Consider the following 12,278-nt stretch of genomic DNA (forward strand, 5'->3'; position numbering starts at 1 on the left):
GCTCAGCCCGCGGCAGCCGGCCCGAACCGGGCCACCACCGTGCGGTCGCCGGTCACCGGGACGGTGAGCGTCCGCCCGCCGCCGGTCGAGTCCGTGCCGTCGAGCGTCCAGCCGAGCAGCACGAAGCCGCGGGCCGGCGTCGCGGTGACGGTCACCGTGTCGCCCTTCTCGTAGCGGCCCGGCTCGGTCTCGTTGCCGGTGATCGTGACCTTGCCGCCGGTGGGCGGGTCGGCGGTCGCGGCCACGGACTGCTGCACCATGTTGATCGCCATGATGTTGTACAGCTTCACCGGACCGGTGTACGTGGTCCCGTTGTAGCGCAGCAGGTTGACCACGCTGACCTCGGCGGCCGGGCCCGCCTTGACGGTGTAGCCGCCGTCGCCGAGGTTGTCGGTGCCCAGGTTGAAGGCGTGCACGTCGCCGGAGGTGACGACGAGGCCGTTGTGCATGCCATAGCCGAAGACGTCCACCACCGACAGGTCGCGGGCGCCGTCCACATGCACCAGGTCGGTGTTCTTGCGGGTGTACCCGTCGATGGTCTGCGGGAACAGGTTCGCGCCCAGGCCCCAGTCGGGGATGTTGAAGCCGGTCCTGGCGACGCCGTTGCCGTTGCTGAGCACGCCGTCGATCGAACCGCCGTCGGCGGCACCGGCGGTGACGCCCCGGTTCAGGAAGACACCGGTCAGCTTGTGCACCACGAAGCCGTCGTTGCGGGCCGAGCTGAGGTCGACGCCGTTCCAGGCGTTGGTCAGGCCGACGTCCACCACGTAGGTGCCGCGGCCGGCCGCCCTGATGTCGTACGGGTAGGGGACGTAGCCGATGGCCGGGTTGTTCCCCGGGTGGAAGACCCGCAGGCCGCGCACCCCGGCGCCGTTGCCGTCGAGGGTGACGGTGGCGGGGGCGGTGTCGGCCGCGGCGGTGTCGCGTCCGGCGTAGGAGAGCAGCACGGTGCCGCCGCTGTTCCCGCCCTCGTCGCGGTTCGGCGAGGCCGCCGCGCCGCGCAGTTCGACCCCGGCCGGCACCCGCACCCGGCCGTCGATCCGGTACCAGCCGGCCGGCAGGTAGACGATGCCGCCGCCCTGCGAACCCGCCTTGTCCAGCACCTTCTGCAGCGCGTTGGTCGCGTCGCCGGCCTGATAGCCGACGCCGTGCGGCACGGTGCTCGCCACGTACAGCGCCTTGCGCTTCGGCGACGGGATCGGCGCCGGGTCGCGGTACTTCGGCGTGGCGCCGGCCAGCTTGATCACGGTGCCGGAGGTGGGGCCGTCCAGCGTGGTGCCGGTGACCTTCACGTAGCCGCTGGTGGTGTTGCGGACCGATGCCACGCTGCCCTGCAGGATGCCGCCGGCCAGCGTCATGCCCCAGCGGCTGTCGATGTCGTCCAACTGGAGGGCGACATCGGTGCGCAGCACGCTGGTCTGCTGGAACGCGCCGACGAACGAGGCCCGTTGGCCCTTCACGATCTGTATGCCGGTGCGGTAGTCCGCCAGCGAGATCTTGGAGAACTGGTCCCATTCGAGGTCGCCGAGCACCAGGCCGGTGGTGTGGGCCCGGGTCCAGCGGTCCAGGGTCTTCCTGGCCGGCGGGTGGTAGGCCGAAGGGGCCTGCGCCCAGTAGGAGTTGTTGAAGCTGACGTCGTTCCAGGTGCCGACGTCGGAGCCGTTGAACGCGGTGGCCCCGCTGGACAGCACCGTTCCCTTGATGTCGTCCACCGTCGCCGACTCGTGCACCTGGCCCTGCACCGCGGGCCGGCCGCGGTCGTCGGGCATCGTGGAGATGCCCACGCCCTGGTACGAGTTGAGCATGGTGACGTGCTCGACCGTGCCCATCATGAAGTTGGCGTCGCTCTGCCAGGCCGAACCGGGGATCTCGAAGGTGTAGTTGTACGGCACCGGGGCGGTCGCGCTCTGCCGCGGGTAGTACGTGGTCACGCCCTGGACGGAGGCGCTGCCGCCGACCCGGAACAGCACCGGGCCGTCCGCGCCCGAGGGCAGGTCGGCGACGATGACCGTGCCGTAGTCGCCCTTGCCGTGGTCGGGGTCGCGCCGGTCGCCGCGCAGCGAGCAGAAGGCCGGTACCTCAAGGGTGCCGGTGATCCGGTAGCTGCCCGCGCCCAGCCACACCGTGCCGCCGCCCGCGTCCTGGCAGTCGTAGAGCGCGGTGCGTACGGCCGCGGTCGCGTCCTTGTGCCCGGTGGGGTCGGCGCCGTACTGGCGTATGTCGAAGTCGGCGACCACCGGACCGTCGGTCGGGTACCGGGTGTCGACGAGCTTCGGGTGCCCGGTGACGACCCGCTGGTCGCGGACCTCAAGCGAGCCGAGGCCGACCTTGGTGGTGCCGGCGGCGTAGCCGTGGACCACCAGCCGGACGTAGCGGGCGGTGGTCGGCGCGAAGGCGGTGACGACGTCGCCGGCGCCGACTCCGCCGTTGCGGCCGACGTCGGTGAACTTCTTGCCGTCGGCCGAGACCTGGACGGTGTAGTCGGCCGAGAAGGCGCCGGTCCAGGACGCCTTGACCTGGTCGATCCGCTTGGCGGCGCCCAGGTCGAGGGTGAACGTCTCGCCGTTGCCGGCGCTGCCGCTGACCCACGCCGAGCCGCCGTTGCCGTCGATCGCCGCGGCCGGCGGCGAACCGGCCTCGCTGGACGAGGCGGTGGCGGTGCCGAAGTGCGCCAGGTCGGTGTTCACCATGGAGGCGTGGAACGCGTCGAGCGCGGCGGAGAGCGCGTGGAAGGCCGTCCGCGCCTGCTCGTCGGTGACTCCGCTGCCGGTCGCGACCGCGCGCGCGGTGTCGGCGGCCTGCTTCAGCACGTCCTTGGAGCCCACCGGGTACTGCCCGTCCCGGGTGCCCTCGCGGGCCGCCGCGTAGGCGGTGTCCGCCTGGGCGACCAGCTGGCGCAGGCCCGTGGTCGGGTCGAGCGTCTTCTGCAGCGCCGTCACCGAGACCCGGGCGACCTTCAGCTCCACCTTGCTGTCGCCGGTGGTGATCCGGAAGTCGGAGCCGTTGGAGCGGTTGGTGAGGATCGCGTCGTCGAGCAGGAAGGTGTGGGTCTTCCAGCTCCCCGTGTCGCCGTAGCCGAACAGCGGCGACTGCTTGAACATCTGCGGGATGGTGTCGCCGGGGGAGTCGTACTGCAGCTGGATGGCGCCGCTGCCCTGGTCGAAGTAGTCGATGGTGACGGCGACCGGGTCGCGGTTGTCGTAGAGCGTGGTGTCGTCCACGTTCATGTAGAAGAAGCCGGTCTCGGCGCCCGGCACGCTCTGGTCGGTGCCCCAGTAGCCGCGGCCGTCCTGCACGCCGGTGACCAGGTGGGTGTCGTTGTCACCGGCCCGCGGGTCGATGCCGTGCGAGTCCACGGTGGCGCCGAGGTTCACCGACAGGCCGGCCGCCACCCGTACCGAGGAGACGGTGATGTCCGCGGGCGCGTCTCCCTGGACGCCGGACAGCCGCAGCTGCCGGCCCGCGGAGAAGTCGGCCGGGATGGTGAACGCCTCGGTCTTGAAGGTGCCCGAGTCGGCGAGCGCGGCGCTGCCGAGCACGTCGGTGGCGCCGCGGGTCAGCCGCAGCGTGCCGGTGCCGGCGTCCTGGTACGTGACGGCCACGGTCAGCTGATCGGCCGTCACCGCGTCGGTGTACTCCTGGTCGAGGTCGAACGCCAGGTAGCCGGTGCCCGCCGCGACATCGGTGCGCCAGTACGGTGTCCCGTCCTGCGTCCCGGTCCGCAGCCCCGCGGCGTCGTCACCCGCGGACGCGGTCAGCCCGAGGGTGAACGGGGTCGGGCCGAGGTCGGCGCCGACGCCCAGCGGGTACAGGGCCGCCGCCGCGGCGGGCGTCGGCGGTGGCAGCAGCAGCGCCGCGAGCAGCGCCAGCACCAGCGCGGCCGATGGCCGCAGCCATTTCAGGAGCGTGGGTCTCATGTCGGCCTCTCCTCAGGGAGGTCGGATCCAATGGGGGTCGCTCTGTTCCTCGGGGTTCAGGCCCGGCTCAGCCTGAGGGTCTGGATCTGGAAGGGGCGCAGCTCCAGCGGGAGGGCGCCGTCGGCAGCAGCGGGGAGCGGGGCGAGCGGCTCTTCCAGCAGGTCGGTGACCTGCGCCGCGGACACCGCGAAGTCCGTGCGCAGCAGCCCGGACGCGGTGCCGCCGCGGGACTCGTACAGCCGCACCACCACATCGCCGCCGCGGTCGTCCGCGAGCTTCACCGACTCCACCACGATGTCCGGGTTGTCCACCGTGATCAGCGGTGCGCCGCCGGCCGGTGCGCGGCCGGCCGGCCGCAGCGGCAGGTTGAGCGCGTAGCCGGCCGCGACGGCCTCGCCGACGCCGGCGCCCACCACCAGGCCGTAGCTGAACGTGTGCCGGCCGCGGTCGGCCTGCGGGTCGGGGCTGTGCGGGGAGCGCAGCAGGGACAGCCGCAGGGTGGTCGTCGTCCCGCCGTCGGGGCGGGTCAGCCGGGACACGTCGTGGCCGTAGGTGGAGTCGTTGACGACGGCCGCGCCCCAGCCGTGCTCGCCGACGTGCACCCAGCGGTGCGCCCACAGCTCGAAGCGGGCCGCGTCCCAGCTGGTGTTCTCGTGGGTGGGCCGCTGCACGTGCCCGAACTGGATCTCGGCGCGCTCCACCTCGGCGTGCACGTTCAGCGGCCAGGCCGCCTTGAGCAGGGTGTCCCGCTCCTGCCAGTCGATCTCGGTGCGTACCGTCAACTGGGCGCTTCCCGCGGCCAGTTCCAGGTGCTGCACCAGGTGCGAGTCGCCGAAGCGGCGCTCGACCAGCACCTCGGCGAGCAGCGGTCCGGCCGCCGCGATCCGTACGGCGCTCGCCTCGGTGAGGTCGCGGACGGTGTCGCGGTAGTAGTGGTCGATGTTCCAGGCGCTCCACAGGTTCGGGTCGTCCGGGTGCAGTTGCAGCAGGTTGCCCGGCCGGTCAGGGGCCAGCGCCTCGCGGCGGGCCCGCTGGTCGTAGACCGACCGCACCAGGCCGTCGGCGTCGATCCTGATCCGCAGCACCCCGTTGTCCAGGGTGATCACGCCGTCCTCGGCGGTGGCGGTGACCGGCGGCAGGCCGGACGGCACCGCGCTGCCCGAGCCGAGCGCGGGCGCCTCCACCAGCACCGCCTGCCGGCCGCCGGACAGCGGCTGGCCGTTCTCGACGGTGGCTGCCGCAGGCAGCACGACCACCTCGCGGCGGGCGTACGGGCCGGCGTTGAAGAAGGACGTGTCGCTCTCGCCGCCGTCCAGCGCGGCGCCGATCAGCCCCGCCAACTCGCCCTGCAACTCCCGGTGTACGGCCTCGGCCTCCTGGTGCACCCAGGCGATGGACGAGCCCGGCAGGATGTCGTGGAACTGGTGCAGCAGCACCCGCTGCCAGACCGACTCCAACTGCTCGTACGGGTAGGGGGCGCCGGTGCGCACCGCGGCGGCGGCCGCCCACAGCTCGGCCTCGCGCAGCAGCGCCTCGGCCCGCCGGTTGCCGTGCTTGGTGCGGGCCTGGCTGGTGTACGTGCCGCGGTGGTTCTCCAGGTACAGCTCGCCGCGCCACACCGGCAGCCGCTCGTACTCCGCGCGGGCCGCGTCGAAGAACGCCGACGGGTCGCCGACCTCGACCTTGGTGGAGCCCTCCAGGTCGCGCAGGCGGCGGGCCTTCTCCAGCATCTCCCTGGTCGGACCGCCGCCGCCGTCGCCGAAGCCGAACGGGGCCAGCGAGCGGGTCGCCACCCCCTTGTCGGCGAAGTTGCGCTCGGCGTGCGCGAGTTCGGCGCCGGTCAGGCTCGCGTTGTAGGTGTCGACCGGCGGGAAGTGAGTGAAGATCCGGGTGCCGTCGATGCCCTCCCAATCGAAGGTGTGGTGCGGCAGCCGGTTGGTCTCGTTCCAGGACAGCTTCTGGGTCAGGAACCACTTCGCCCCGGCCAGCACGGCCAGTTGCGGATACGCGGCGGTGTAGCCGAACGAGTCGGGCAGCCACACCCCGTCCTGCGGTATGCCGAACTCCGCGGTGAAGAACCGCCGTCCGTAGACCAGTTGGCGGGCCAGCGCCTCGCCGCCGGGCAGGTTGCCGTCCGCCTCCACCCACATGCCGCCGACCGGCGCCCAGTTGCCCTCCGAGACGGCCTTCTTGATCTGCTCGAAGATCTCCGGGCGGTGCTCCTTCATCCATGCGTACTGCTGGGCGGAGGAGCAGGCGAAGACCAGCTCCGGGTACTCCTGCGCCAGCGTCGTCATGTTGGTGAAGGTGCGGGCGCACTTGCGCACCGTCTCGCGGATCGGCCACAGCCACGCGGAGTCGATGTGGGCGTGCCCGACCGCGGTGACGGTGTGCGCGGAGGCGTAGGCCGGCCGGGACAGCACGTCGGCGAGCCGGTCGCGGGCGGCCTGCGCGGTGGCGGCGACCGCGCGCACGTCCACCGCGTCCATCGCGCGGACGAGCGCGCGCAGGATGCCGTGCCGCCGGGAGCCGCCCTCGGGCAGCTCCCGCATCAGCTCGTCGAGCACCTCCACGTCGTGCAGCAGGTGCCATACGGCGTTCTCCCGCACGGCGATCTGCGCGGTGCGCAGCTGGTAGAGGTGCTCGGTGCCCGCGGTCTCCCTGGACCCGAAGCGGGTGCCGACCGAGATCGAGCCCTGGATCGTCGGGTTGGCGGCCAGCTCCACCAGCAGGTCGACCGGCTCGCCGCCGGCCGCCGACTCCGCCAGCAGCACGCTGCGGTGGTGCGGGTGCAGCCCCTGCAACGGCGATCCGGCGGCGTCGTGGACGAAGCCCTCGGCCTGGCCGCCGGGCCCCCGCGACGGGTCGAAGCCGAGGTCGAAGACCGCCTCGACCCGCTGCCCCGCCCACTCCCGCGGGATCCGGCCCGCGGCCTTCAGCCAGGTGGTGGACCACGGGCCGCCCCAGGTGTCGCCGATCGACACCGGCTCGTACGCGGCGGCCAGCGCCTGCGCCACCGGAACGGGTTCGCCGGGCACCTGCCAGGCGGCGAGGTCGAGGGTCAGCGGGTCGTCGCGGTACAGGGCGGGGCGGACCACCTGCTGGAGGAACTTGGCGATCCGCTCTTCGACGATGTGCCGGTCGTCATGCACAGGTGGACTCTTTCTGCCGTAACGGTCAGCGGTCGGCGGTGACTTCGCCGGCCCGCGGCGGCCCGCCGCCGGACCGGCCGGCACCGGACGGGGTGCGCCAGGTGCGCCGCGGCACGAAGCCGAGCAGCGCGGTGCACTCGGCGGTGTCGAAGAGCGTGCCGTGCTCGGCGATCTCGGCGCGCACCTCGGTGCCCGGGTGGTGCGCCGCCATCAGCTCCGCCGACGGCAGTTCCGACGTGGTGTCGGCGGCCGTCACGTTGACGACGTGGCAGCCGCCGATCTCCTTCTCCAGCGCCAGCCGCACCGCGTGCGCCGCGTCCCGGGTGTCCAGCCAGCCCCACAGGTCGTGCCGCTGCGAGGCCGGGTCGGCGGCGCAGGCGGCGAGGAAGTGGTCGAGCCGGTCGCCTGTGCCGGTGAACGGGAAGCGCATGCAGACGGAGTCGGTGCCGTGCAGGCGGTGGGCGGCCCGGGCGATGTCCTCCAGGACCCACTTGGACAGCCCGTACGGGTCGCGGACCATGCTGGGGTGCAGCTCGTCCATCGGCACGTACAGCGGCGAGAGCGGCACCGGCGACCAGGCCAGGCCGACCGCCGAGGCGCTGGACGCGGCCACCACCCGGCGCACCCCGGCCCGGCCGGCCTCCTCGAACACCCGGTGCGCGGTGAGGCAGTTGTGGGCGAACAGCAGGCTGGGGTCGGGCAGGTTCGGATGCGGGATCGCCCCGAGGTGCACCACCGCCTGCACGCCCTCCATCGCCGCCCGCACCAGCTCGGGGTCGCGCAGGTCGCCGGCGTGCGTCCGCTCGGCGCGCGGCTCCTCCACCTGGAGCAGGTCGGTCAGCACCACCTGGTGCCCGGCGGCCAGCAGTTCGGCGGTGACGTACCCGCCGATGTGCCCGGCCGCGCCCGTGACGAGGACCAGCATCAGCCCTTCACCGCCCCGACCAGACCGTTGACGAAGTACCGCTGGAGGCTCAGGAAGAGCACGATCACCGGCACCACGACGATCAGCGCGCCCGCCATCAGGTTGTTGTAGTGCGGCACGTTCGACGAGGCCAGGGTCTGCAGTCCCAGCGGCAGCGTGTAGGTGCTCTCGCTGTTCAGCGACACCCTGGTCAGCAGGTACTCGTTCCAGGTCGGGATCGCGGTGATCAGCGCCACGGTGATCAGCGCGGGCCGGGTCAGCGGCAGGTAGATCCGGGTGAAGATGTGGAACTCGTTGGCCCCGTCCACCCGGGCCGACTCCCGCAACTCCTTGGGCACCGAGCTGAAGGCACCGGTCATCAGCAGCACCGACAGCGGAGCCCCGCCGTTGACGAACGGCAGCACCAGGCCGATGTGCGTGCCCAGGATGCCCATCTTGTTCTCCAGCAGCACGATCGGCAGCATCACCGTGACGCCGGGCACGAACAGCAGCGCCACGAAGAGCTTCTGCAGCGCGCCGCGGCCGGGGAAGTCCAGCACCGCGAAGGCGTATCCGGCGGCCGCGTAGACCACCAGCGTCAGCACCACGGTCAGCGCGCAGACCTCCAGGCTGTTCAGGAAGTACCGGAAGAAGTGCAGCTGGTTCCAGGTGTGGGTGAGCGTGTCGAACGTCGGGTGGTGCGGGATCAGATGGCCGCCGCGGATCACCTCGACCTGGTTCTTGAACGCCGCCGAGATCATCCACAGGAAGGGATAGATGCTGATCACGCCGTACAGCGCGAGCAGTACGCCGACCAGCACCCGGGCGCTGATCCGGCGGGCGCGGACCGCTCCGCTGCCGGTGGCGCCGGCCGCGCGCTTGGGCGGGGAGCCCAGGGGAATCGTTGTCATGTTTTGCTCCGCATGACTCGCAGGTTGATCAACGCGATGACCAGGGCGGCGGCGAACAGGATCCAGCCGAGAGCGCTGGCCAGGCCGAGCGTCGGCGCCAGGTCCTTGAGGAACGCCAGCCGGTACGCCTCGAGGCCGAGGACGTTGGTGTGGTCGCCGGGACCGCCGTTGGTCATCACCAGGAAGGTCTGGAAGCCCTGCAGCGAGTCGCGCAGGTTCAGCAGCACCACGATCGAGGTGATCGGCTTCACCAGCGGCCACACCACCGACACGTTGGTGCGCCACCAGCCGGCGCCGTCCAGCTGCGCGGCTTCGAGCACGCTGCGGTCGATGCCCTGCAGCCCGGTCAGGTACAGCAGCATCGCCACCGGCACCGAGCCCCACACGGTGACCACGATCATCGTGCCCAGCGCGGTGTTCGGGTTGCCGAGCCAGCCCTGCGGCTGGGCCAGCGAGCCCATGCCGAGGCTGCTGAGCACCGTGTTGATCGCGCCGTCCGGCTGCAGGATGTACTGCCAGGCGAAGAAGACCGCGATGCCGCTGGTCACGTACGGGATGAAGTACACCGAACGCAGCAGGCCCTGCATCCGCTTGGCGGAGTTGAGCAGCACCGCGAGCGGGAAGGACACCAGCACGGTCAGCAGCGGGACGGCGATCATCACGTACAGCGTGTGGATCGCCGCGTGGTGCAGCCGGGGCGCGTAGGCCGGGTTCTGCCAGAGCAGGTCCTTGTAGTTCTGCACGCCCACCCAGGTCCAGTGCGGCGCGAAGCCGTTCCAGGTGGCGAAGCTCAGCAGGAAGCCGTAGCCGACGGTGTACAGGCCCATGACCGCGAACAGGACCACGGCCGGGGCGACGAACAGATATCCGGACAGGGCCTCGTAGCCGCGGCGGTTCAGTACGCGCTTGCCGCGTCCTGGTTCCGCCGCGCCCTCCGGCCGGGGAGCAGGTCCCCGGCCGGAGGCGGCCGTCTCCGGAAGAGCGGGACGGGGAGCGGTCGTCACTTCGAGGTCTTCCAGAAGTTGTTGTTGAGCTTGGCCATCGCCTTGCCGGTGGCGTCGGGGCTCTTCTGCTTCAGCGGCGTCAGGTCGGCCAGGATCTCGGCCATCGAGTCCTGGTCGTAGCCGGGCGGGCGGAAGTCGTTGACGTTCGGGTCATAGGTGTTCTCCGGCGTGCCGACGAAGGCCTTGGTCATGTCGGCGAGCGTCGCGCCCATCACCGAGGCGGCGTCCGCGCCCAGTTCGGTGGACGGCACCTCGGTGGCGTCCTTGGCGAACTGCGAGGCGATCTTGGGCTGCGCCAGGAACTTCATCCACTTCTCGGCGTTCTCCGGGTGGCTGCTGGTCGCGGAGACCGACAGGCCGGTCAGCGCCAGCGGGGCGAGGGCGGGCTTGGGCACCGCTCCGTCGCTGGGGCCGGGGAAGCCGAACGCCATCACGTCGTCGGGGTTCATGCCGTTCTGCTGCAGGAAGGCCAGCGTGAACGTGCCGCCGATGTCCCAGGCGGACTTGCCCTGCGCGAAGGACTGGTCGGCGGTGTCGATGTCCAGGGTCTGGGTGCCGGGCATCCAGTACGGCTGCATCTTGGCGAACTCGGTGAGCACCTTCTCGCCGTCGGGCGAGGAGAAGTCGGCGGAGGGGTCCTGGCCCCACAGCGCCTGGTACTTCTCCTTGCCCAGCTCGGCGAACGCCAGCGGCTGGAGTCCCCAGGTCAGACCGGTCGCCTTGACCTTCAGGCCGAGGCTGACCCCGCCGTTCTTCGGGTCCTTGGTGGTGGTCGCCTTGAGGTCGCTGAGGAACTCCTCGTAGCTGGCCGGGGGCTTGGTGATGCCCGCCGCGGCCAGCATCTTCTTGTTGCCCATGATGATGCCGAAGGTGCCCGAGGTCAGCGGCACGCTGAAGCGCTGGCCCTCCTTGACGCCGTGCGACTTGGAGTCGGCCGGGACGGACTCCTTGTAGTGCGCGGGGGTCACCGTGCCGGAGCCCTGGACGCCCTTCTGGTAGAGCCCGCTCCAGTCGCTGCCGACGTCCTTGGATATGTCCTTGGCGATGCCGGTCGCGCCCAGCGCGAAGTCCTCGCCGTCGGAGTGGATCTCCAGCACGTCGGGCAGGTCGTGGGTCTTGGCGGCGGCCTGCACCTTGGTGGTGTACGCGTCGTCAGGGCCGTACGCCTGGATCTTGACGGTGATGCCGGTCTGCTTCTTGAACTCGGCGGCGGCGTTCTTCAGGGCCGCGACGTGCGACTGCTTGAAGGTCCACATGGTCAGCGACTTGGCGTCGCCGGAACTTGACGAACCGCCACCGCAGGCGGCCAGCGGGGTCAGCGACAGGACCGTCGTGACCGCCACGGCGGCAAATCTCGTTTTCGGTGTAAAACGTGCGAATGGTGTACGCATGGGCCCCTACCTAGACTTCGACCGTTCAGAAGACCGAATGACGTTGGAGTGACTGAACTTAGGGTCGTCTTTGATATAGCGTCAAGACGCACGCTGCGATTGGGTGTGTACCCAAGGGCCGCGAGGGGTCGGCGCGGGGAGCGGAGGATCAGTGGAATCGGTGGCGGAAGCGCCGCGCGGGCGTAAGCCGGAAGAGGTCAAGTCCGCGGCCCGGGTGCTTGAGGTGCTCGAACTGCTCGGCGCGGACGGCGCCCGGCTCTCACTGGCCGAGATGGCCGCGTCCATGGCGGTGCCCAAGAGCAGCCTGCACGCGATCCTGCGGACCATGGAGGCCCGCAAGTGGGTCGATCTCGACCCGTCAGGAACCCGGTACAGCCTCGGCCTGAAAGCGCTGCTGACCGGCACCGCCTACCTGGAGGGCGACGACGTCACCAGCCTGGCCGGGCCGGTGCTGGACGCGCTCGCCGAAGAGACCGGCGAGGCCGTGCACTTGGGCAGGCTGGACGGCACCCACGTGGTCTACCTGGCCAAACGCGAGTCGCGGCACGCGCTGCGGATGTACTCCGCGGTCGGCCGCCGGCTGCCGGCGCACGCCACGGCGCTGGGCAAGTCGATACTCGCGCAGTACGACCACGCAGAGGTGCAGCGCCGTCTGGACTGGCCGCTGGAGCGGCTGACGCCCACCACGGTGACCGATCCGGACGCGTTCCTGGCCCAGTTGGCCGAGACCAGGCTGCGCGGCTGGGCGGTGGACGAGGGTGAGAACTCGGTGGACATCAGATGCGTCGCGGTGGCGCTCGGCAACGGCCAGGGCGAGGACGCGATCAGCTGTTCCGCGCCCAAGAGCCGGATGGACGACGGCCGTCTGGAGGAGGTCGCACAGGCCGTCACCGAGGCCGCGCACTCGCTGAGCACCCTGCTCAAACGCCTCGGACAGCACTGAGACGGTGTCGCTCCGGCCCCCGGCAGGGGTGTCGGCCCCGATTTGTCAAAGGGATT

7 protein-coding genes are annotated in these 12,278 nt (G+C 71.2%); 1 reads left to right on the forward strand and 6 read right to left on the reverse strand.

The genetic code is table 11. The features are described from left to right. Nucleotides 1-2: 2 nt before the first annotated feature. From ACQPW6_RS32170 to ACQPW6_RS32195, 6 genes are read right to left on the reverse strand one after another with little or no spacing between them, the layout of a single operon-like run. Nucleotides 3-3,917 carry a discoidin domain-containing protein gene (locus ACQPW6_RS32170; RefSeq protein ID WP_433893224.1) on the reverse strand — a complete coding sequence of 1,305 codons (3,915 nt, stop codon included), beginning with the start codon at nucleotides 3,915-3,917 and terminating at the stop codon, nucleotides 3-5. Nucleotides 3,918-3,973: 56 nt separating this feature from the next. Continuing rightward, complete coding sequence (locus tag ACQPW6_RS32175) at nucleotides 3,974-7,069, reverse strand: alpha-mannosidase (protein WP_433893225.1); 3,096 nt, start codon at nucleotides 7,067-7,069, stop codon at nucleotides 3,974-3,976. Between the two features lie 25 nt (nucleotides 7,070-7,094). Next, nucleotides 7,095-7,994 carry an NAD-dependent epimerase/dehydratase family protein gene (locus ACQPW6_RS32180; RefSeq protein ID WP_433893226.1) on the reverse strand — a complete coding sequence of 300 codons (900 nt, stop codon included), beginning with the start codon at nucleotides 7,992-7,994 and terminating at the stop codon, nucleotides 7,095-7,097. Next, nucleotides 7,994-8,884 carry a carbohydrate ABC transporter permease gene (locus tag ACQPW6_RS32185; RefSeq protein WP_433893227.1) on the reverse strand — a complete coding sequence of 297 codons (891 nt, stop codon included), beginning with the start codon at nucleotides 8,882-8,884 and terminating at the stop codon, nucleotides 7,994-7,996. The genes ACQPW6_RS32180 and ACQPW6_RS32185 overlap by 1 nt, the downstream gene beginning before the upstream one ends. Next, nucleotides 8,881-9,888, reverse strand: a complete 1,008-nt coding sequence (locus ACQPW6_RS32190) for a carbohydrate ABC transporter permease (RefSeq protein WP_433893228.1) — start codon at nucleotides 9,886-9,888, stop codon at nucleotides 8,881-8,883. The genes ACQPW6_RS32185 and ACQPW6_RS32190 overlap by 4 nt, the downstream gene beginning before the upstream one ends. Then, a complete protein-coding gene (locus ACQPW6_RS32195) occupies nucleotides 9,885-11,231 on the reverse strand; it encodes an ABC transporter substrate-binding protein (RefSeq protein WP_433893229.1) in 1,347 nt (448 codons plus the stop codon). Before ACQPW6_RS32195 ends, ACQPW6_RS32190 begins: the two co-directional genes overlap by 4 nt. Before the next feature lie 208 nt (nucleotides 11,232-11,439). Here ACQPW6_RS32195 and ACQPW6_RS32200 point away from each other — a divergent pair, with 208 nt between their 5' ends. Beyond that, entirely contained in the window at nucleotides 11,440-12,222 is a 783-nt protein-coding gene (locus tag ACQPW6_RS32200; RefSeq protein ID WP_433893230.1) for an IclR family transcriptional regulator, read from the forward strand. The last annotated feature ends 56 nt before the right edge of the window (nucleotides 12,223-12,278 follow it).

This window comes from Streptomyces sp. CA-111067, assembly GCF_050956065.1.
Lineage (GTDB): Bacteria > Actinomycetota > Actinomycetes > Streptomycetales > Streptomycetaceae > Actinacidiphila.